The 22,721-nt window shown below is 61.9% G+C and carries 15 protein-coding genes and 1 pseudogene; 13 read left to right on the forward strand and 3 right to left on the reverse strand.

The features are described from left to right. The first annotated feature begins 48 nt into the window (after positions 1–48). The 5 genes and pseudogenes from G3N59_RS02450 to tssM all read left to right on the forward strand — a co-directional run bounded on the left by G3N59_RS02450 (position 49) and on the right by tssM (position 7,464). Positions 49–1,554, forward strand: coding sequence for a sigma-54 dependent transcriptional regulator (locus G3N59_RS02450; protein ID WP_205980928.1), 1,506 nt, complete (start codon positions 49–51; stop codon positions 1,552–1,554). Between the two features lie 119 nt (positions 1,555–1,673). After that, positions 1,674–2,282: a type VI secretion system-associated protein TagO gene (locus tag G3N59_RS02455; protein ID WP_205980929.1), complete on the forward strand. Its 609-nt coding sequence runs from the start codon at positions 1,674–1,676 to the stop codon at positions 2,280–2,282. Then, on the forward strand, positions 2,270–2,476 hold the full coding sequence (locus G3N59_RS02460; RefSeq protein WP_205980930.1) for a hypothetical protein: 207 nt from the start codon (positions 2,270–2,272) through the stop codon (positions 2,474–2,476). Before G3N59_RS02455 ends, G3N59_RS02460 begins: the two co-directional genes overlap by 13 nt. Positions 2,477–2,488: 12 nt before the next feature. Beyond that, positions 2,489–3,739: pseudogene (gene tssA, locus G3N59_RS02465) on the forward strand (type VI secretion system protein TssA); the annotation flags it as partial. Continuing rightward, positions 3,736–7,464, forward strand: a complete 3,729-nt coding sequence (tssM, locus tag G3N59_RS02470; RefSeq protein WP_205980932.1) for a type VI secretion system membrane subunit TssM — start codon at positions 3,736–3,738, stop codon at positions 7,462–7,464. The pseudogene tssA and the gene tssM, both read left to right, overlap by 4 nt. A gap of 184 nt (positions 7,465–7,648) precedes the next feature. Here the strand turns inward: tssM and G3N59_RS02475 are convergent, their stop codons facing one another. Next, positions 7,649–8,770, reverse strand: coding sequence for an NADH:flavin oxidoreductase (locus G3N59_RS02475; protein WP_205980933.1), 1,122 nt, complete (start codon positions 8,768–8,770; stop codon positions 7,649–7,651). A 170-nt stretch (positions 8,771–8,940) separates the two neighbouring features. On the opposite strand from G3N59_RS02475, the gene G3N59_RS02480 reads away from it, so the two are divergent. Continuing rightward, positions 8,941–9,315 (forward strand): helix-turn-helix domain-containing protein, encoded by a 375-nt coding sequence (locus G3N59_RS02480; protein ID WP_205980934.1) that lies wholly within the window; start codon positions 8,941–8,943, stop codon positions 9,313–9,315. Positions 9,316–9,499: 184 nt separating this feature from the next. Here G3N59_RS02480 and G3N59_RS02485 read toward each other — a convergent pair whose 3' ends face one another. After that, the gene (locus G3N59_RS02485) at positions 9,500–10,102 is read right to left on the reverse strand and encodes a TetR/AcrR family transcriptional regulator (protein WP_205980935.1); all 603 of its coding nucleotides are present in this window, start codon (positions 10,100–10,102) and stop codon (positions 9,500–9,502) included. Between the two features lie 191 nt (positions 10,103–10,293). Here G3N59_RS02485 and G3N59_RS02490 point away from each other — a divergent pair, with 191 nt between their 5' ends. From G3N59_RS02490 to G3N59_RS02500, 3 genes are all read left to right on the forward strand, one after another. Then, entirely contained in the window at positions 10,294–11,685 is a 1,392-nt protein-coding gene (locus tag G3N59_RS02490; RefSeq protein ID WP_205980936.1) for an aspartate aminotransferase family protein, read from the forward strand. Positions 11,686–11,877: 192 nt separating this feature from the next. Continuing rightward, entirely contained in the window at positions 11,878–13,497 is a 1,620-nt protein-coding gene (locus tag G3N59_RS02495) for an amidohydrolase (RefSeq protein ID WP_205980937.1), read from the forward strand. Positions 13,498–13,529: 32 nt separating this feature from the next. After that, positions 13,530–14,540: a GTP-binding protein gene (locus G3N59_RS02500; protein ID WP_205980938.1), complete on the forward strand. Its 1,011-nt coding sequence runs from the start codon at positions 13,530–13,532 to the stop codon at positions 14,538–14,540. 111 nt (positions 14,541–14,651) lie between these two features. Here the strand turns inward: G3N59_RS02500 and G3N59_RS02505 are convergent, their stop codons facing one another. Further along, positions 14,652–14,927: a hypothetical protein gene (locus G3N59_RS02505; protein WP_205980939.1), complete on the reverse strand. Its 276-nt coding sequence runs from the start codon at positions 14,925–14,927 to the stop codon at positions 14,652–14,654. Between the two features lie 261 nt (positions 14,928–15,188). Here G3N59_RS02505 and G3N59_RS02510 point away from each other — a divergent pair, with 261 nt between their 5' ends. From G3N59_RS02510 to G3N59_RS02525, 4 genes are all read left to right on the forward strand, one after another. Beyond that, complete coding sequence (locus G3N59_RS02510) at positions 15,189–16,424, forward strand: multidrug effflux MFS transporter (RefSeq protein ID WP_205980940.1); 1,236 nt, start codon at positions 15,189–15,191, stop codon at positions 16,422–16,424. Between the two features lie 270 nt (positions 16,425–16,694). After that, positions 16,695–17,825: an efflux RND transporter periplasmic adaptor subunit gene (locus G3N59_RS02515; RefSeq protein ID WP_241023122.1), complete on the forward strand. Its 1,131-nt coding sequence runs from the start codon at positions 16,695–16,697 to the stop codon at positions 17,823–17,825. A gap of 10 nt (positions 17,826–17,835) precedes the next feature. Continuing rightward, positions 17,836–21,063, forward strand: coding sequence for an efflux RND transporter permease subunit (locus G3N59_RS02520; RefSeq protein ID WP_205980942.1), 3,228 nt, complete (start codon positions 17,836–17,838; stop codon positions 21,061–21,063). Then, positions 21,060–22,520 (forward strand): efflux transporter outer membrane subunit, encoded by a 1,461-nt coding sequence (locus G3N59_RS02525; protein WP_205980943.1) that lies wholly within the window; start codon positions 21,060–21,062, stop codon positions 22,518–22,520. The genes G3N59_RS02520 and G3N59_RS02525 overlap by 4 nt, the downstream gene beginning before the upstream one ends. Positions 22,521–22,721 lie beyond the last annotated feature (201 nt).

The following is a 22,721-nucleotide window of genomic DNA, read 5'->3' on the forward strand; positions in this document are numbered from 1 at the left end:
GTAGCAGCGATCGGGCTAACGCTCGTGTCCGCGACCCGGCTCGACACGATGACCCGTGGCTTTCTGCTGGCAGCACGCGACAATGCTGGACTGGCGGCTGCGTTCTGCTACAGGTCGGACGTGACCGGCAAGTGTTTAACCCCTCTGGCGGCCACCACAACCTCGCTCGAGGGCTGGCCAGATATAGAAATGGACGAGCTGGAAAATCCACTCGTCTACAGTCTGCTGGAGGGCAAGCCCTGTCAGATCGCGGACATCGGCAAACTGGTGGCAGTTGGAGCGAGCTTCGAGTTGCTTCGCGAACAGCTTCCTGCGCGCCACGCTCTTCTGGCACTTCCGTTACGCAACGCTCGACAGCAGGCACTGGGCGTCCTCGTCGTGGTTGCATCGGCAGACATACTGGATGCATGGCGTGGCAACACTGTGTGGGGACTGCTGATCGACACGCATGAGCGGCTCTTTGCCCGGCTGTGCGGCGAACTCGACGAAGCGGGGACGTCGCGTTATGAGCGCACGGTCCGGCACAAGCTCGAAGTCGAACAGGGGCACAGCCGCGCCACGCGTTTGCTTGCTTCAGGATTCGTTGGCGACAGCGCTGCTGCGAAGCGTATCCGCGAAGACATGCTCAGGCTGGCCGATTCCAGCCTGTCAACGTTGATTACCGGAGAAACCGGTTCCGGCAAAGACCATGTGGCCTGGCTGATTCATCAGGCCTCATCGAGGCGCGGCCAGTTCGTCCCGGTGAACTGTGCGGCCATTTCTGCCGAACTCATCGAGGCCGAGCTTTTCGGCAGCGTTAAAGGTGCTTTTACCGGCGCAACGCAATCGCGCAACGGTCTGGTTGCTGAGGCCGACGGTGGCACGCTTTTCCTCGATGAAATCGGTGATATGCCTGTAATGCTTCAGGCGACGCTCCTTCGCGTGCTCAACGAAAAACGGTATCGCCCGGTTGGTGCTACTCGCGAGCGCGAATCAAACTTCCGACTAATCTGCGCGACGCACCAGCCGTTACCCCAGTTGATCCGGGAGGGTCGCTTTCGTGAGGATCTGTACTTCCGCATTCGCCAGATGACGCTCGCGCTTCCGCCACTGCGAGAACGCGCTGAAGACATCCCAGCGCTGGCTGGTCATACGCTGCTTCAGTACAACCGGGAGCGGCAGTGCAACGTTACTGGGTTCGATCCGCGGGCGACAGCATGGTTGAAGCAGCGGCCGTTTATGGGCAACGTGCGTGAGCTGCGCAATCTCGTCATGGCCGCAGCCGAGCATGCTGGACGCAACGGGGTAATCGGACTCGACATTGTGCGTCGTCTGATGATCAGCCACGAGCTCGTCGCCGCGCCAGCAGAAGCGGAGACGGGTCTGCAGGATCTCCTCTCGATGGATCATCTACCAGCAGCAATGGATGCCTTCGAGCGGATACTGATCAGACGACGTCTCAAACTCTCGGATGGATCACGCACGCGTGCTGCCGAAAGTCTTGGTATCCCCAAACGAACATTGGCCAGAAAGTGCCAGAAGTGGAAGCTGGATCAGGAGATTAATGCCTCATGAGGTTATCTTGTTTATCAGGATTGCTGATTATGATGTTGCTTGTTTCAGGATGTCATCCGCGACAGGAGACGCCTGCGGTAACGCCCCCTATATCAGCCTGCACAGCTATCGTGTCGCCCATGCAACGTCTTGCGTGCTTTGATACCGTGGCGGGCACGCCAGCTGGACTTGCCAGACCGTCGGCAACAGCAGCAGCTACTGCGTCGGGTACGTCGGTGGTTACAGCCGCATCGAGTCCCGAGGCCATCGCGCAACCGGCTATTGCTGATCTGGTCCGGCGCAACGAGTCAACGCGACAGAAAGAAAGCTATCAGTTCCTGATGTCGCGCTCGCCCGACGGCGGCCCAGACCAGTCGCAGATCGTCATTTCGGCGCCAGCGTTGGGAGCCGGCGACAGTCCGCAGGGGCCCTGGCTCGCGATTAGTTGTAAGTCGGGCATCACTCGGCTGCAACTGCTTAGCCCGGAACTGCTGTTGGACAATCGCATTCGTGTGAGTCTTGCGATGGATGGTCGTGCAATCTCTGATGCCACCACATGGCAGGTGCTGGAAAGCGGTAACGTCGTCGATTCCGGAAGAGGGCTGGTCGCTATCGAATTGCTGCGCCGCATCGGCAATGGTGCTCGCCTGAAGATCGAGAGTAGCAATGCGTCGCTGGACGGACGTGAGTTCGATGCGACCGGGCTCAAGAATTTGATCGATCAGGAACGCGAGGCTTGTCACTGGTGAGTGGATATCGCCCCCTTGACCTGACGCATTTGCTGGAGCCCGTGGAGGCGCTCCATCCAGCCGGTCATTTTGATGAGAACGACGAGCATTTCCAGATCATGGACCTGGAGATGATCAAACTCGGTGGGCTGCATGAAGCAGGCATTGACTGGACGCTCATCGACACCACTGCGAGGGCCTATCTGACCCAGTAGTGCAAGCATTTCCGCGTGGCAGGCCACCTGATGACGGCTTGCCTACGTGAGGAAAGCTGGCTGGCATGGGTGGATGCGCTCGGGCTACTGGCTGGTATGGTGCAGTCCTACTGGGAAAGCGGTTTCCCCCGGCCTGGTCCGAGTGGACACACCGCCCGGCGCAAGCTGGTCGCCATGCTGCTCGGCCGACTCACTGAAGCGCAAGGTGCGCTCGATCCGCAAGCCTTCGCGAAAGATCTGCAGACGCAGGCGCAACAGGCACTTGCCAGTTTAGTGGCTGCGTGCACGACTGCGCAGCTCGACCCGGCGCCATTGGAAACGCTGGAACTCAGGCTGAATCAGAGCGTGGATGCGGCACGTACACCCGAACCGGAAAGCGTTCGCCCTTTGGGCTCGAGCCGTCAGTCCGCCACGGGGATCAGCGAAGAGTTTTTCAGTGGGGGCGGTGCGCTCCGCCTTGGCGAGGAACGCGAAAATCGTCGCTCCCTGCTCACAGTTTCCGACTTCGTCAATGTTCAGGATGCCTATGATCCAACCGGGTATCTGTTGCGTCGTTTCGCACTTTGGGGACATCTGCGTGCCGCGCCACCCGCGCGACGAGAGCAGTGCACCGAGCTGGCCGGTGTGCCCGTCGACATCGTGGATGGCTATCAGGAAGCGTTGGGACGAAACGCGGTGACGCCTGTGCTGCTGCAGCGTGTTGAAAAAAGCGTAGCTGGCTCGCCTTACTGGATAAGAGGCAGTTATCTGGCAGCCGGCATCGCCGATCGGCTGGAGATGAAGGAGGTGGCAGACGCGATTCGTCACGCCGCGGCCAGGTTCGTCCGACGCATGCCAATGGTGGCCAAACTGTGTTTCAGCGACGGACGGCCCTTTGTTGACGAGGAAACATTGCAGTGGCTCAGCGGGGTCGCTCAGGAGCAAAGCCCGGTTGACGCGGTTCAGGAATACACGAGTCTGCGTGACGAGCTCGTCATGCAACTCGATCGGGAAGGCATAGAGGTCGTGCTCAAGCGGCTACAGGATATGCAAACGGCGTTTCGTACCCCACGCCAGCGCTGTCACGTTACCGTCATTGCTGCCGACGTGCTTGCCTCGCGTGGGTTGTCATTTCTGGCCGCCGACCTGTATGCCAACGTCGCACGCACCATGCGGGGCACGCTCGCAGAGCAATGGGAGCCGGATCTTTTCGGCCACCTGGCAAAGCAGTTGCCGCCATCAGTAGTCCTTGAACACGGAAGGAAGGGGCAGGAAGGATCATGATGATGAGGTTTAAGTCGATTATTACGCGGTGCGGTGCCACCCTACGGAAGCATTTCCGCGGCGCAGTGCCAGCGCTGCTGTTACTTGGGCTTGTATTTGTCCTCGTCGCCATCTGGTGGCTCGGGCCGCAGTGGGTATGGCGCGCGGGCCATCCGCTGGCAGGTCTTGCAGCGCGAGTGTTGCTAACGCTCGTGGTGCTCCTTGTCCCGCTCGTTATCTGGCTGTTGAAATTGCGTAGCCGAAACCAGAAACTCGAAGCCGAGCGGGAACGCGAAATAGAACTGAAGCAGGACGAAAGACTTCACTACGTGCAGGCGCAGGAGCGTTCGCTCGACCGTAGTCTCGCAACGCTGCAGGCCAACCTGACAGGGCGCAACGCACTCTATCAGCTTCCATGGTATCTGGTGCTCGGCCAGGAAGGTGCTGGCAAGACGAGCTTGATCAACCGTTCTGGCCAGCAGTTTTCTGTCACCGGCGTCGCGAAGGCGGCGAGTCAGCCAGCGTCCCGCGATCCCTATCTGACCTGGGCGATTGACTGGTGGATCGGTGACCAGGCCGTCCTGATCGATCCACCGGGCGAAATCATCAGCCAGTCCGATCTGGTGAAGCCGCAGGCAGCGGATGCACAAGTCGAGAACGTATCCGAGGGCGCAGACGAGAGCGCGAAGGCAAACGGAGCGGCTGACGCGCTGTATGTGCCGCCGCCGGGTACGCAAGGGCGCCTATGGGAAAACCTGGTCGATTGGCTCGGGCGCAACCGCAGCCGACGGCCATTGAATGGCATTGTGCTGGTGATCGATCTTGTCACGCTGATCAACCAGAAGCCGAGCGATCGTAAGGCGCTGGCGATTGTGCTGCGTGCCCGCCTTACAGAACTTAGTCGTCGGCTAGGCACCCGGCCCCCGGTCTATGTCGTGCTGAGCAAGATCGATCAGCTCGAAGGATTCGATGCATTCTTCTCGCGGTTACCACGTGCTGCACGCGAGGACATTCTCGGCTTTACTTTCTCGCTCGACTCCGCTCAGCACTTCAATGCGTGGCAGAAGGAACTGGGCGACCGCTACGACACCTTCATTTCGCGGCTCAATGAACAGATTTTCGACGCACTAGGCGAATTGGCAACCTTGGAACAACGCGAAGGTCTTTTCTCGCTCGTGCGTGAGTTCGACGGCATACGGCCGGTCCTCTTCGCGTTTCTTGCAGACGTTCTAGCCAGCGATCGCTATGCCACTCCCGCGCTGCCACGCGGTGTCTATTTCTCCTCGGTCTATCAGCAAGGTCTGATGGCCAATGCTTTCGTCTCGGCCGCAGCGCAGTCCTATCGCGTCGATGCACCGCTCTCACGTGCCCAGCCAGCCGGGCGAGGCTCCGTCTATTTCGCACAGCAGCTGTTTCAGAAGGTGATTTATCCTGAAGCCGGGCTTGCAGGCGATAACCTGAAAGTACTCGCCGACAAGCGGCGCAGCATGCTCGTAGGCTGTGGTGTCGCGGCGCTCGGCAGTCTCGTGATCATCGGCGGCTGGCATCACTATTTCGTCGTCAATCGCGACATGGCATTGAGCGTGCTAACCAAAAGCCGCGAATTCAGTGCGCGAGATATCGATGGCCGTATTGATCCAACAGGCCGCAATCTGCTGCAGCCGCTGGATCAGATCCGTAAGGCCGTCTCCGTGTATGGCGACTACCGCTCAGCGTGGCCAGTGCTGGCCAACATGGGCCTGTACCAGGGACGCAGAATCGGCCCCAAGGTGGACGAGGCCTACCTGCAATTGCTGTCACGGCGTTTCTTGCCCGAACTGGCCGGCGGCGTCATGGATACGCTTAATGCTGCCGCTGCCAACAGTAGCGCGCAACTCGATGCATTGCGCGTGTATCGCATGATCGAAGATAAGGCCAACCGACGTGCACCGATCGTCGAAGACTGGATGTCGCGATATTGGCAAACCGCGATGCCGGATGATGGCGCGACCCAAAAGGCGCTGATGCGCCACCTCGACTATGCAATGAAGTATGCCGACACGAGTCTGCCGCAGTACAGCGCGCGCGTCAGCGAACTGCAGCAGCAGTTGCGGCAGTTTCCAATGCCTCAGCGCGTCTATCTGACGATGCAACAGCAGGCGCAAGAGATGCTGCATGCACCGCTCGATCTCCGCCAGGAGATTGGACCGGCATTTGACATCGTGTACAAGCCCGTCGTGCAGACTACGGCTCAGCCTGACGATGCGGCAAACGCAGGCACCGCACCCGGAACGCTCATTCCCGCACTGCTGACGGCACGGGGCTTTCGAGATTATTTCGGGCCGCGCAGCCACAATCTCACTGAGCTAGCCATGATTGACCAGTGGACGCTTGGCGAACGCAATCGTATCGATTACTCGAACGCCGACGAACAGGCATTGGGCGAGCGAGTACGCGCTATCTACAGCGCCGATTACGTCGGCACCTGGCGCCGTGCGCTCAAGCAGCTCGATATCGTGGATTTCAATGATATCGGTCAGGCGGCGAGCGTACTGGAAAGCCTCACCAGCCCTGCTGCTCCCATCCGGCGTCTGCTGGAAACAACGCGGGATAACACAATCCTCTATGCGCAAGACACGGAATCGAAGACCAAAAGTGTCACAGAACCCAGTGATGTCGACCGTAGCCAGGCAGCAGACATCGGTCGGCCGTTTGCATCGCTCACCGGCTTGCTGACGGTCAACGGTAGCAAGCCAGCCTACCTCGATGAACTGATGGCGGGCATCGCCAGCGTGCGTGACGTGGTGAAATCCGTTCAGGACAGCCCGGACCGCGGCAAAGCAGCGCTGACTGTCGTGCTCGACCGCTTCGCCCTCAAAGGACCCGATCCCATCACGAACCTGCAACGTATTGCGGCTGGTTTGCCCGAACCGCTCAACCAGCAAGTCAAGTCGATCGCAGATCAGTCCTCGCAGGTTTTGTTGGTCGAGGCGCTGCGCGAACTTGAGCGGCGTTGGGACACCGACGTCTATAGTTTCTACAACACTCATCTGTCCGGTCGATATCCCTTCGACCCGGCAAGCCGCACCGATGCATCGCTAGAGGACTTTGAAGCATTCTTCGGGCCGCAAGGCAGGCTGCAGCAATTCCGCGACAAGTATCTCAAGGTATTCCTGGAGGACAATCTCGACGCGCTGTACTCCGAACGTCGTGGCGGATATCTCGTGCGTACCGACGTGATGACCCAGCTCGAGGCGGCTGGCCGTATCCGCGATGCGTTTTTCAACAATCGAGGCGCGCTCGGTGTGCAGTTCAACGTCGAGCCGCTCGGCCTGACGCCGAACCGTCGCAGCAGCCTGCTGGGTGTGGAAGGACAACTGATTCCGTACGACCACGGTCCGAGTGCGAGTGTGAGCCTGATCTGGCCAAACAGCCTGGGCAGCAGTACCGAAAGCCGCATCACGCTTGTAAACGGAAGCGGCAACAGCAGCAGTCTCGTCTACCAGGGCGCGTGGTCGGTATTCCGGCTTGTCAGCCGCGCGCGGTTGAATGGTGCGACAGCCAATAGCGTGGATCTGAGTTTCACGGCCGAAGACGGTGGTGCAATGCGCTACCGCATTACGGCCGAGAAGGCCAATAACCCGTTCACTCAACGCATCTTCACCGGCTTCGTGTTGCCGCGCACGTTGTTAAAGGGCGACTCCGGACAGATGGGTACACAGGTCCAGCAGCCGGCGCCCCCTCGCGTACCAGCGCAGGCAGGTTGAGTTTCACGCAGAGAAAACTGTGCTTTGCCAGAGTGAGCTGAAATCGAAGTATCGGGCACGAAACCGAACTGCGTTCCGTGCCCGATACTGGACCTGCTCAATCTGGTTTGGCGCAGAGGCATAGGTTAGGGTGCAAAGCTTCGCTGAACTGTACGGCGCCCCCACTCACGCCCCAAACTGGCCTTTAAACCAATTCCCTCAGCGCCCCAGGCTCAAACCCCTTCAACCCATCAACATCCCCATCCCGCACTTTCGCGACCCAGTGCGAATCGCTGATCAGCGCGCGGCCCACAGCGATCAGATCGAACTCATCGCGCTCCATGCGTTCGAGCAAACGATCGAGGCCAACGCTCTTCGACGTTTCCCCGCCAAACGCCGCCATAAAATCGCCGGAAAGCCCAACCGAGCCCACGCTGATCGTCGCCGCGCCGGTCAGCTTCTTCGCCCAGCCTGCAAAATTCAGCCCGGATTCACCGTCGACTTCAGGAAACTCCGGCTCCCAGAAGCGGCGCTGCGAGCAATGCAGCACGTTCGCACCGGCCTCGACGAGCGGCTCGAGCCACTGCGCCATTTCCCGCGGCGTATGCGCGAGGCGCGCCTTGTAATCCTGCTGCTTCCACTGGCTCACGCGAATGACGATCGGGAAATCCGGCCCGACCGCCGCCCGCACGGCCGCCACGATTTCCGCCGCAAAGCGCGCACGCTCGCCGATGCTCGGGCCGCCATAACGATCGTCACGCTGATTGCTGCCGGCCCAGAAAAACTGGTCGATCAGATAGCCGTGCGCGCCGTGCAGTTCGATCGTGTCGAAGCCGAGCCGTTTGGCGTCGGCGGCCGCCTGGGCGAAAGCGGCGATGGTATCGGCGATATCGGCATCGGCCATCGCGACGCCGCGTTCCACGCCAGGCGCATCGAAACCCGACGGGCTTTCGACCGGCGCATCGGGCGTCCAGTCGCTCATGAAGCTCTTGACCGCGCCCGTGTGCCAGAGCTGCGGACCCATCTTGCCGCCCGCTGCATGCACTTCGTCGATCACGTGCTTCCAGCCCGACAGCGCTTCGTCGCCGTGGAAGAACGGAATGCCGGGATCGTTGCGCGAGGCCGGGCGGTTCACAACCGTGCCCTCGGAAAGGATCAGGCCCACGCCGCCTTCCGCGCGTCGGCGATAGTAGGCGGAGTTGTGCGCGCCGGGGATGCCTTCAGGCGCGAACGAGCGCGTCATCGGCGCCATGACGATGCGGTTCGGCAAGGTCAGCGAGCCAACCGTGAACGGTTGAAACAGGATATCGGTCGAAAACGACGGCATGGAAAAGTGGGCTCCGTGTCGATTGAATCGGGTTGGATCGGGTTGTATCGAGTGGAATTGGCTGAAATCCAGCGGAATTTCGTGAAATTCAGCCGCAACCCGAATGGTATATTCTGGATACCAGACGTCAATAACGCACTTTGTTTCGCCCAGGTATCTTTGAGGAAACCATGCCCGACTGCCGAGAGCATTTTTCTGTGAATTGTCCGAGCCGGTTGCTGTTCGACCAGATCGCCGACAAGTGGTCGATGATGATCCTGACCGTGCTCGATGGCGGCCCGATGCGCTTCAATGCCATCAAGCGCCATCTGGAAGGCGTGACGCAAAAGGCGCTCACGCAATGTCTGCGTCGGCTGGAGCGCAATGGGCTGGTCTCGCGCCGCGTGATTCCGGTGTCGCCGGTTGCGGTCGAGTATGAGATCACGCCGCTCGGGCGTTCGTTGCAGGCGCCGTTCAAGGCGCTGTATGGCTGGACGCTGCGCAATATGGACGCCGTCGAGGCCGCGCGCGCCGAGTTCGATGCGCGGATGGAAAGCGCGGCTTAGTGCCGTGTGATGCCGCGTCGCGTCCCAGAAACATGCGTAATGCGGCAAGCGGTTTTTCTGTCCACGAGCGCCATCGGCATGCGTGCTGATCGCACGGGAAGACCGTTATAGCAACATCCTCAAAATCCAACCTTCGCCGGTGTTCCGGCGCGCTGAGCCCCAAGCGAAGGCACGCTTGATCCGCTTAGCGCGCAATCCCTTCGCACAGAACCGTGAACACCTTGCGCATGTACTCGCCATGCGCGGCCATATCCGGCTCGTCCTGCGCAGCGAGGCGGACAAACGCGATGTTCGCCCAGTCGTTGATCATGCGCGCGACCAGTTCGACATCGAGATCCTTACGTAGGACGCCATTCGCGCAGAAGTGCTTGAGCAGCACCTGCGCGCCCGCCACGACCGCATCGTTCCACGCACGGAACACCTCGGGCGCATCGCCGTTGAGCCAGATCGGGATGATCTCGCGCCAGAGCGAGGCGGGAATCGACTTGACCTGATTGCCCGTGACCGTCATTTCGAGATCGCACAGGGCATCGACCGGGTTGGTGAAATCGCGCACACGCAGGCTGGATTCCTCGATCGAACGATGATCCGGTTCCTGGAGCAGCGCGAGCAGCACGCCCTGTTTGCTGCCGAAGTAGTTCACCACGGTCGGCGGGGAAACGCCTGCTGCATTGGCGATGTTCTCGACCGTCGTCGCGGCAAAACCGTTCGACTTGAATTCCGCAAGCGCCGCGCCGGCAATCAACGCCCGGCGTTCCTGCTTCTGTCTTTCTCGCAGACCGCTCATCGGTCCCTCTGCAAAGTTTCCTGAAGCGTAAGGATAAGGGAGGGGCTTGCGTCGAACAAATATTTAATTGACAAAAATATTTTAGACGTAAAAACTTATCAGCATTCAAGGAGACAGTCTTGCAGGCGGGCCATGGTTCGGTGCGGCTGCGGGCTTCGCGCGATTTCCATCACAACACTTCAGGATGCTTTATGAACGCTCCCCAGGCCGGGCTTCGTACGACCCGTGATTTCCAGCGCGCCGACGCGGCGCACCACATCCACGCGTTCGTCGACCAGAAGGCGCTCAATGCCGAAGGCCCGCGCGTGATGGTGCGCGGCGAGGGCAGTCATCTCTGGGATTCCGATGGCAACCGCTATCTCGATGGCATGTCGGGTCTGTGGTGCACGAACGTGGGCTATGGCCGTCCCGAACTGATCGAAGCCGCCGCGCGCCAGATGAAGGAACTGTCGTACTACAACATGTTCTTCCATACGACGCATCCTTCGGTCATCGAGTTGTCGGAGCGGCTGTTCGGTCTGCTGGGCGATCCGTTCAGCCACGTCGTCTATACGAACTCGGGTTCCGAGTCGAACGAAGTGCTGATCCGCACCGTGCGCCGTTTCTGGGACGTCGTCGGCAAGCCGAACAAGAAAATCCTGATTGGCCGCGTCAATGGTTATCACGGATCGACGGTCGGCAGCGCGTCGCTGGGCGGCATGAGTTTCATGCACGAAATGGGCGATCTGCCGATCCCGAACGTCACCCACGTGGACGAGCCGTACTGGTTCGCCAACGGCGGCGATCTCACGCCCGAAGCGTTCGGTCTGAAAGCCGCGCAATCGCTCGAACGCAAGATTCTGGAACTGGGCGCGGATAACGTCGGCGCTTTCGTTGCGGAGCCGTTCCAGGGCGCGGGCGGCATGATTTTCCCGCCCAAGGGCTACTGGCAGGAAATCGAGCGCATCTGCCGTCAGTACGACGTGCTGCTGTGCGCCGACGAAGTGATCGGCGGTTTTGGCCGCACCGGCGAATGGTTCGCGCATCGCTATTTCGGCTTCACGCCCGATCTGATCTGCGTCGCCAAGGGCTTGACGTCCGGCTATGTGCCGATGGGCGGCCTGATCATGAGCCGCCGCATCGGCGAAGCGCTGGTCGAGAAGGGCGGCGTCTTCGCGCACGGCCTGACGTATTCGGGGCACCCGCTTGCCGCAGCAGTCGCGCTGGCCAATCTGGACGTGCTGCAGAACGAGCAACTGGTCGAGCGCACGAAAACGGATACCGGTCCTTACCTGCAAAAGCTGCTCGGAGAAACCTTCGCGGATCATCCGCTGATCGGCGAAATCCAGGGCGGCGGGGCGGTCGCGGCGATCCAGTTCGTCAAGGACAAGAGCACGCGCGAGCGTTACGCCAATGAAGCCGATATCACCTGGCATAGCCGCTCGGTGGCGTTCGAGCAGGGCGCGATCGTGCGCTCGACCAATGGCCGCCTGATCGTGGCGCCGCCGCTGGTGATGACGCATGCGCAGATCGACGAACTGGTCGCAACGATGCGCAAGGCCGTCGACATAACGGCGGACTGGATCGTGCAACAGGGTTTCTGAGCGACCGTGTCGACGTTCTAGCCATTTAGCCGCGCCGATAGCGCGCGGTTTTCGCCGCTATTTCACCGGCGTTTTGCGATTGAGCCCATCTCGTCATCGACGTCGTGTTCTGGAATTGCTCGAACGCGCATGCCGATGCCTTAACCGCATGGCGGTCTGCGCCATGTCTCGCAACCTTGCAGGTGCCAGTCAATGTCAGACACGATCTACCACAATGCCCGGGTGTACACGGTGAACGACGACCAGCCATGGGCCGAAGCCATCCATGTGCGGGACGGCAAGATTCTCGCGATCGGCAGCAGCGCGGAGGTGCTCAAGGCGGCGGGTAACGCGCAGACGATCGATCTTGCCGGGCGCATGGTCATGCCCGGCATCCACGATGCGCATTCGCACCTGATCTGGGCCGCGCGCCGGCAACTGGAACATTCGTGTCAGCTCGACGATCCGCAGACGCTGGACGAACTCGCCGCCCAACTGCGCGCTTACTGGCACAAACGCGGGGACAAACGCGGCGACAACCACGGGCATAAGCATGCGGATCGCGGCTGGCTGTTCGGCAGCGTCTATAACCCGCTGGTGTTCACCGCCGATGTGCTGACGCGGCAATGGCTGGACGACGTGCTGCCGGGCGTGCCCATCGTCATCCACGATTTTTCGTATCACAACGTCATGGCCAACAGCCTGGCGCTGGCGGCGGCGGGCATCGATCGCGACACGCCGAGCACACCGCGCGGCACCGTCGTCAAGGACGCAGTGAGCGGCGAACCTACCGGCGTGCTGCGCGAGCAGGCGTGGGCGCCGCTCTACATGGTGGCGCCGGAATTCACGGCGCAGGAGAACGCGCTCGCGCTGCACAAAGCCGCGGCTATCTGCAACGCTTATGGGATTACGTCGGTGCAGGAGGCCTCGGCGAACCGGCCGTTTCTGGCGGCGGCGAAGTGCCTCGACGATGCCGGCAATCTCAACCTGAACCTGACCTGCCATATCCCCTGGGGTTCGCTGATCCTCGCGCAATGCGAACGCGACGAACAGGAGCGTGTGATTGCCGAACGCGCGCAGTACGCGGGCAAGCGCGTCAACGTGAACGCGATCAAGGTCGCGCTGGACGGCACCTCGATGGCGCCCACCTTCAGCCACGTGCCGCTCGATCCGCACACCGATGTGCCCATCACCTACAACCTGCTGCTCGATTCCGACGAACTGAGCGCGAAGATCAGGGCGTGGACGGCGGACGGCATGATCGTGAAGTCGCACTGCACCGGTTACGGTTCGGTGCGTATCGGGCTCGATAACTACGAGCGCGCCAGCAGCGTCGAACGCAAGCCGGGCCAGATGCACGATATCGCGCACGCGCACTACGTTTCGAACGCCGACCGCGAACGCTTTGCCGAACTCGGCGTGATCGCCGAAATGTCGCCGGCGATCTGGCACATCCCCGAGTATCAGGAAGCGCTGGGCCGCGCCTATGACTTTCGCACCTTGCACGCGCATGGCGCGACCATGACAGTGGGATCGGACTGGCTGCTGCCGCCCACGCCGAACCTCTTCCCGGCGCTGGCGGGCATGCTCGAACACGGCGACGAAAGCGTGCCCTTGTCGGTGGGCGTGCGCATGCTCACGCTCAACGGCGCGATTGCCGTGGGCCGCAGCGCGCAGTGCGGCAGTCTCGAACCCGGCAAGGACGCGACTTTCATCGTGCTCGATCGCAACCTTTTCGAGGCGTCGCCGGAGCAGATCGCTGGCACGCAGGTGCTGACCACCGTGCTGCAGGGGCAGCGCGTGTTCGAACGCAACGAAGCCTGGCAAGCCTGATTAGGGCCACCGATCGTCTGGAGCACACGAACATGTTCGCCAATCGCGTTCCCGTCACCTTGCTGACGGGCTTTCTGGGCAGCGGCAAAACGACCTTGCTCAGCCGCCTGCTCGCCGACCCGCGCATGCAGCGCACCGCCGTCGTCATCAACGAGATTGGCGAAATCGGCCTCGATCATCTGCTGGTCGGCCGTCCGGACGACGACACCTATCTGCTCAAAAGCGGCTGCGTGTGCTGCAACATGAAAACCGACCTGTCGGAAACGCTGAAGTCGCTGCGCCGCCGGGCGGCCAGCGGCGAGTTGCCGGCGTTCGATCGCATCGTGGTCGAAACCACCGGTCTCGCCGATCCGGTGCCGATGCTGCGCCATCTGCTGGCGGACGAAACGTTGAACGCTGCGTTCCGCCTGCAGACCGTGCTGGCGACCGTCGACAGCGTGCTGCCGCTCGATGCATCGCGCGACCGGCCGGAGCGCCATCGGCAGATCGGCGTCGCCGACAAGCTCATCGTGACCAAGACGGATCTGTCCGGCAGGTTCGAGGTGATGAGAGCGGTACTGGAAGCGCTGAATCCCGGCGCGCGGATTCTGGATTCGCAGAATCTGGATGCGGTCATGCAGGCGATTTTCGATCACGAACGTTATGCGGTCGTGCGCCATCTGCCCGATGTGTGCTGGGAAAAACCCACGAAGGGTTTCGGGCGCGAAGGGCAGGCGCCGCACGATTCGGTTTCCACGCTCGCGCTGCGCGTGGACGAGCCGCTTTCCTGGCCCGACGTGACGGCGTTCCTGCAGCAACTCGCGCGGCGGCATGGCGAAAAATTGCTGCGCACCAAGGGCATTCTCAACGTAAAAGAGTCGCCGAAGCCCATCGTCATTCACGGCGTACAACAGTATCTGTACCCGGAAACGTATCTCGACGCGCACGAAGCAGGCGATACAACCTCGCGCATCGTCTTCATCTTCGAAGGTTCCATCGAAGCGGAAATCCGCGAACTGTTCGCGCGCCGCGTGTCTCGATCGGCCGAACCCATGCCCGCGTAAACCGCTGCTGCCCGACAAAAAACACGCACTTCAACGGCGCAGTTAATCAGTCATCCTTTTTAAGGAGACTCATGAGGATACGAAAAAGTCCTCTGGCGGACGCACCGACCGTCAGGCAGCCGCCCGCTTTCCCAGCGCCTCTTCGACAATGCGACGCCCCACGCTATAACCGCGCATCAACGCATCGACTTCCGTCCTGAACCAGCGGTCGCCGAGATCCATCAGGCGCATGTCGGGAAAGCAGGGCGTCGCGCTGTCCGGCTTGAAAATCGAAACCATGGCGATATAACCGCTGTCGCTCATCCGCATTTGTCTGAGCACAGGCTCCGAAATAGAATCCGTGCTGACGCGAATCGCATAGCCCATGTAGTCGTAATTGCGTTCCATGCCTGTTTGCTCCCCGTGAAGCGAATATCAGCCAACGATTGAGTCCCGTTCCCCGGAGTGGGGAGCGCTATTGCCCTCGCGGCGGCCATGCCCTGTTGGGTCTTGCCTTGGTTAACGAGCGCCGCCAGCAAAAATTAAGAGCAAGGACCGTGCCCTGATATTTGTTTTTCTTCAGTTGTCCCTTGCGGGCAGGCCGATATTGGGGAACGGGCCGCAACGCGATGCTAGTATGTGCGCCGAAATCGTAACTTCGACGTACTCATGAGCCACGAAAGCATCGACCGCGCCGAGGGTCTGGCGCGCGCATCGAATTCCCCGCGTTTCCTGCTGATCCTGATCTGCCTCTTCGCCTCGGCCGGCCAGTTCGCCATCGACGTTTATGTGCCCGCGCTCCCCGCAATGGCGCATTACTTCTCCACCTCGTCGCAGGCCATCCAGTCCAGCGTGTCCGGCTATATGGCGGCCTACGCGCTCGGCCAGCTGATTTTCGGCCCGATCGCCGACGCCTACGGGCGCAAGCGCGTGCTGGCCGGCGGCCTCGTGATCTACACGATCGGCTGCGTGCTGTCGCTCGCCGCGCCCAATATTGGCCTGTTTCTCGCGGCCCGCTGCCTGCAGGGCTTCGGGATCGCCACCACCAATCTGCTGGCAAAAGCCATCATCACCGATTCCTTTACCGGCCTGGCGCTGATGCACGCCTTCACCTATATGTCGATCGCGTGGGGCCTTGCGCCGATCGTCGCGCCGGTGATCGGCGCGCATCTGCAGACGTGGTTCGGCTGGCAGGCGTGCCTCGTTTTCCTGCTCGCCTGTTCGGTCGTGATGTGGGTGTTTTTGTGGCGCTACCGCGAAACCCTGCGCCAGCCCGTGCACCTGGAACCGCGCACGCTGATGCACAACGCTGGCAAGGTGCTGTCGAGCCCGGTGTTTCAAAGCTGCTTTCTCGCCCAGGGACTTTGCTACAGCATCCTGCTCGTTTTCAACATCGTCGGCCCCTTTATGGTGCAAAACACGCTCCACAAACCGCCGACCTTTTTCGGCTACCTCGCACTGGGCATCGGCATGATGTACTTTCTGGGCGGGCTGTCGAACCGCCTGCACGGCCCGCGCCTGCCGACGCCGGAGCAGCGCCTGCGCATCGGCACGCGCGTGATGGCCGGCGCGGCGATCGCCATGCTGGTGCTCGCGCTCACGGTCGGCCTGAAGGTCTGGACGCTCGCCGTGCCCGTTCTGGTGATGGGTCTGTGCGCTGGCGCGATGTATCCCACGCTGATGGCCAAAGGCAATTCGCTGTTTCCGCACATTGCCGGGCTGACCAGCGCCATTCTGGGCTGCGCGCTGCTGCTGGTTTCATCGGCGATGATGGGTCTGGCCGGGTTCGTGTCCGTGCAGACCTTGACGCCGCTCGCGATATTTTTCGTGATTCTCTCGCTCGTCGTCTCCGTCATGGTGACCAAACTGCTGCGGCATCTCGCGCAGATGCAGGCCGCGGCCTGAGCGCGGAAATAATCAGTAAGCCAGCCTGGCAGTCTTTGTCGCATCATCGGTCGCTCGGTCGACGATGCGATCGACATCGATCGGCAAGCCAGACGCTTTCCGACATCAAGCATGTCAACAATAACTTCTCGCACCCTTGGCATTTTTATGAAGGCAAATCACTCTCTGCGGCAAGGGGCGGCGCGGCCACGCGTTGCCATCAGGACGTGCGCCATTCTCGTTGGCGCGTGCATTGCGGCGCTGGCCGGCTGCAGCAAGCAGCAGGCGCCCATGGCGGCTCCGGCTGCCGAAGTCGGCGTACAGACCGTGCAGCCAACCCATATCGTGCTGACCACCGAACTTTCCGGGCGGCTCTCGTCGCTCAAGGTGTCGGACGTGCGCCCGCAGATCAGCGGCATCGTGCAGAAGCGCCTGTTCGTCGAAGGCTCGGACGTGAAGGCCGGGCAGCAGCTTTATCAGATCGATCCGGCCTCCTATCAGGCGAGCTACGACGAAGCGCGCGGCACGCTCGCCAAGGCAAAGGCGACGCTGGCATCGGCGAAAACCAAGGCCGACCGCTACGTCGATCTCGTCAAGATCAAGGCCGTGAGCCAGCAGGACTACGACGACGCGATCGCCGCCGTGCGCGAAGACGAAGCCGATGTGATTGCCGACCAGGCCTCGCTGGAGTCGGCGCGCGTCAATCTCGACCGCACGCGCATTACCGCGCCGATTTCCGGGCGTATCGGCGCCTCGTCGGTCACGGAAGGCGCGCTCGTCACCTCCGATCAAACCACGGCGCTGGCGACCATCCACGCCTTCGACCAGATGTATCTGGACGTCACGCGCTCGAGCGCGGAGTGGCTGAAGCTGCGCCGGGCCCTGGCGTCCGGCAAGCTCAAGCGCTCGGGCGAGAACGGCGCGGAAGTCAGCCTCGTGCTGGAAGACGGCACGGCCTACGCACACACGGGCACGCTGCAGTTCTCCGGCATTTCGGTCGATACGACCACGGGTTCGGTCACGCTGCGCGCGATCTTCCCGAACCCCGAGCGTGAATTGCTGCCGGGCATGTTCGTGCGCGCGAAGCTCGAAGAGGGCGCCGACGACAACGCGATCCTCGTACCGCAGATCGCTGTCACGCGCGGCTCGGACGGGCAGGCGAGCGTCTATGTGGTCGATGCGTCGTCGACCGTGCGTCAGGCCAGCGTCAAGGCCGACGATGCCTACGGCGATCAATGGATCGTCACCGACGGCCTGCACAGCGGCGAGCGCGTCGTGGTGAGCGGCCTGCAGGGCGTGAGCGTGGGCGCGAAGGTGAAGGTCGCGGCAGATACGGCTTCTGCGGTGCCGACGGCTTCCTCCGCATCGGCGGCATCGGCGGCATCGGCAGCCTCGACAGCCGCCGCCCCGGCAGCTCGATAAGGAGCGGCGCATGGCGGACTTCTTTATCAAGCGGCCGATCCTCGCATGGGTGATCGCCATCGTCATCATGCTGGTGGGCGCGGCGGCCCTGACCACGCTGCCCATCCAGCAATATCCGACGATCGCGCCACCTTCCGTGCAGGTGACGGCAACCTATCCGGGCGCTTCGGCCGACACCGTGGCGGCCACCGTCACGCAGGTGATCGAGCAGAAACTGAGCGGCATCGACAACCTGCTCTATATGTCGTCGACCAGCAGTTCGGCTGGACAGGCGACCATCACGCTTACCTTCAATGCGGGCACCGATCCCGACATCGCCCAGGTCCAGGTGCAGAACAAGGTGAGCCAGGCGACGTCCTCGCTGCCCGAGACCGTGCAGGAGCAGGGCATTCAGGTTGCGAAGGCGTCGAACAACTTCATGATGATCGTTGCGCTGTCGTCGCCTGGCGGCAGCTATAACTCGATCGACCTCGGCAATATCATCGCCACGCAGATCGAAGATCCGATCTCGCAGTTGAACGGCGTGGGCGACGTGACGCTGTTCGGCGCGCAGCATGCCATGCGCATCTGGCTCAATCCGGTCAAGCTGCGCAGCTTCGGGCTGATGACTTCGGACGTCACCACGGCGATCACCAACCAGAACATCCAGCTTTCGGTGGGTCAGGTGGGCGGCGCGCCCGCGACGGACTCGCAGGCGATCAACGCGACGATCCGCTCGTCCAGTCTGCTGACCACAGCCGATCAGTTCGGCGACATCCTGCTGCGCGTCAATACCGACGGCTCGAAAGTGCGCCTGAAGGACGTCGCGCGCGTGGAAGTGGGCGGCGACAGCTACGACACCTCGTCGCGCTACAACGGCCAGCCGTCTTCGGCGGTGGCGATCAAGCTCGCGACCGGCGCGAACGCCATGGAAGTGGCGCGCGAAGTGCGCGCGAAGCTCGCGGAAATCCAGCCGCAACTGCCGCACGACGTGAAGATCAACTACCCGTACGACACGACGCCGTTCGTGCGCATCTCCATCGAGGAAGTGGTCAAGACGCTCTTCGAGGCAATCGTGCTGGTGTTCATCGTCATGTATCTGTTCCTGCAGAACGTGCGCTCGACGCTGATTCCGACCATCGTCGTGCCGGTCGCGCTGCTGGGCACATTCGGCGTGATGGCGGTGATTGGCTTCTCGATCAACGTGCTGTCGATGTTCGCGATGGTGCTGGCCATCGGCCTGCTGGTCGACGATGCGATCGTGGTGGTGGAAAACGTCGAACGCCTGATGAGCGAGGAACGGCTTTCGCCGCGCGAAGCCACCCAGAAGGCGATGAAGCAGATCACCAGCGCGCTGGTGGGCGTGACCACGGTGCTGACCGCCGTGTTCGTGCCGATGGCGTTCTTCTCCGGCTCGACTGGCGCGATCTATCGCCAGTTCTCGATCACGATCGTTTCGGCGATGGTGCTTTCGGTGCTGCTCGCGCTGACGCTCACGCCCGCCCTGTGCGCGACGCTGCTGCGTCCGGTCGAGGAAGGCGAACACGAAAAACGCGGCTTTTTCGGCTGGTTCAACCGCAAGTTTGCGTCGGGCAACGACCGTTACAGCAGCGTCGTCGGGCGTGCGATTTCGCGGCCGGTGCGCTGGATGCTGGTCTATGCGTGCATGGGCGGTCTCGTCGCGTTGCTGTACGTGACGCTGCCTTCGTCGTATCTGCCGGATGAGGATCAGGGTTACTTCCTCGTGTCGATCAGTACGCCGGTGGGCACGCCTGCATCGCGCACGCTCAAGGCTGTGGAAGCGGCGGAAAACTACTTCCTGCACGACGAGCCGGGCGTGGCGCAGATGATTACCGTGAACGGCTTCAGCTTCAACGGGCAAGGGCAGAACAACGCGCTGGCCTTCGTCGCGCTGAAGGACTGGAGCGAGCGCGGCGCGCACGATAGCGCGGCCGAGATCATCGCGCGTGCCAATCGCAAGCTGGGCGCGAATCGCGATGCGCAGACGTTCGTGCTGAATCCGCCCGCGATTCAGGAACTCGGCACGCAAAGCGGTCTGGACTTCGAAATCGAGGATCGCGCGGGGCAGGGCCACGACAAGCTGCTGGCCGCGCGCAACCAGTTCATGGCGCTGGCCGCGAAGAACGGCGCGCTGGCGATGGTGCGGCCTTCGGGGCTGGAGGACACGCCGGAACTCACGGTCGATATCGATCGTGAAAAGGCTTCTGCGCTGGGGCTTTCGGTATCGGATATCAACGACACGCTGCAAACGGCGTTCGGCTCCTCGTATGTCAATAACTACATCGACACGGGGCGTATCCAGAAGGTGTATGTGCAGGGCGAGGCGCAGTACCGCATGATGCCGTCCGATATCAACAACTGGTTCGTGCGCGCGAGTTCGTCTTCATCTTCGTCGAGTTCGTCGTCCTCTTCGACGTCTTCTTCGAGCAGTTCGTCGACTTCGGATTCGTCGAGCAGCACGTCGAGCTACGACGGCCAGATGGTGCCGTTCTCGGCGTTCGCGACCAGCCGCTGGTCGTTCGGCCCGCCGCAGATCGAGCGCTACAACCGGCAACTCGCGATGGAAATGTCCGCGCAGGCCGGCGGCAGTTCGAGTACCGGCGAGGCGATGACCGCCGTGAAGGAGATCGCGAAGAAGCTGCCGGCCGGTTTCGGCGTGGAGTGGACCGGGCAATCGTTCCAGGAAGTGGAGGCGGGTTCGCAGGCGGCGTATCTCTATGCCATCTCGATCATCGTCGTGTTCCTGTGCCTGGCCGGTCTCTACGAGAGCTGGTCGGTGCCGCTCGCGGTGATTCTGGTGGTGCCGCTGGGCGCGCTCGGCGCACTGGCGGCGGCGCATCTGCGCGGCCTCGACAACGATATCTACTTCAAGGTAGGCCTGCTCGCGACCATCGGCCTGTCGACCAAGAACGCGATTCTGATCGTCGAATTCGCCAAGGATCTGCAGGACGAAGGGCACTCGTTGCTCGATGCCGTGATCAAGGCCGCGCATATGCGTTTGCGGCCGATCCTGATGACTTCGCTGGCCTTCATCTTCGGCGTGCTGCCGCTCGTGATCAGCTCGGGCGCAGGCGCGGGCGCGCGTCACGCGATCGGCACCGGCGTGACCGGCGGCATGATTTCCGCGACCGTGCTGGCGATCTTCTTCGTGCCGGTGTTTTTCGTCGTGGTGCGTCGCCTGTTTGGCGAGCATGGCCACGCTGCGCAAGACGATCAGGCGCAAAAGGGGGAAGCATGAAACTCAAATGGATGAGCGCCTTGATCGCGAGCACGCTCTGCGCGTGTTCGCTCGACCCGGCGTATCAGCGGCCCGCCGCGCCCGTCGATAACGGCTGGCCGACCGGCGACGCGTATCGAAGCAGCACGACACAAAACGCCGCGCAAGGCGCTACGCAGAACAACCCCGCGAACGCGCAAGCGCCGCTCGCGGCGGACATGGGCTGGCGAGATTTCTTCCGCGACGCGCGCCTGCAGCGCCTGATCGAACTGGCGCTGGAGAACAACCGCGATCTGCGCGTGGCCGCGCTCGACGTCGAGGAATACGAAGCGCAGTACCGCATCGCGCGCGCGAATCTCGGACCGGCGATCGAGGCCTCGGGTTCGCTGACGCGCGAGCGATCGGCGGGCGTGATCAGTTCGTCGAGTTCGGTGAGCGTGGGCATGTCGTCGTGGGAGATCGACTTTTTCGGCCGCCTGCGCAGTCTGAAGCGCCAGGCGCTCGAACAGTACCTCTCGACCGATGCCGCGCGCACGAGCACGCAGTTGAGCCTGGTCGCCACGGTGGCGACGGACTATCTGCAACTGCTCGCCGATGAAGCCAGCCTCGAAATCTCGCAGCGCACCGTCGATGCCGATCAGCAGACCTTCGAGCTGACGCTGAAAATGATGGATCGCGGCAGTTCGTCGATCCAGGACGTGCAGCAGGCGCGCACGACGCTGGCGAGCGCGCGTTCGGATCTGGCGGCGTACACGCGTGCCGTGGCGCAGGATCGCAACAATCTGGTGGCCGCCATCGGCTGCCCGTTGCCCGACGATCTGCCGCCGCGCACGACGCTGATGCAAAGCCAGTCGATGCTGGCCGATATCGGCGAGGGCGTGCCGTCCGATCTGCTGACGCGCCGGCCCGATATCGTCGAAGCCGAACATACGCTGAAGGCGGCGAATGCGAATATCGGCGCGGCGCGCGCGGCGTTTTTCCCGAAGATCGAGTTGACGGCGACGGCGGGTACGTCGAGTACCGGTTTGTCGGGGCTGTTCAAGGCAGGCAGCGGCGCGTGGGCGTTCGCGCCGACTATCAGCGTGCCGATTTTCGAATGGGGCTATAACCAGGCGACGCTCGATGTGGCGAACGTCGAAAAGAAAATCGAGATCGCCAATTACGAGCAGGCCATTCAGACGGCGTTCAAGGAAGTGGCGAATGCGCTGGCGGGACGCAGCACGTATGTCGCGCAGACGGCAGCCGACCGCGAATACGTGACGGCCGCGCAGGAGTATTACGACACTGCGCAGGCGCGATATCAGCGCGGCACGGATAGCTTTCTGACTTTGCTCGATGCGCAGCGTTCGCTGTATACGGCGCAGCAGCAGCTTGTGACGGACACGATGTCCCAGCTTTCGAACCTGATCACGCTTTATAAGGTGTTGGGCGGCGGCTGGAGCGAGACGAGTGTGCCAGCGCAGGCGGCGGTGAATTAAGGAACGATTGGCGTTTATGTCGACGGCGCGGTGCCTGCCTGGTGTGGGGACCGCGCCGTTTTGTTTTGGGTTTTGTGGCGCGACCCATGACTTAACATAATCTTAATTATCGCATCTTCATTAGGGTCGAATGTTATAATCTCAACCCCGTATCGCTGGCACGGCGCCTCGTCTGCCAGTACGCTGTGCACGTGTTGCTCC

The sequence above is a fragment of the Paraburkholderia sp. Ac-20340 genome, assembly GCF_017104965.1.
Classification (GTDB): domain Bacteria; phylum Pseudomonadota; class Gammaproteobacteria; order Burkholderiales; family Burkholderiaceae; genus Paraburkholderia.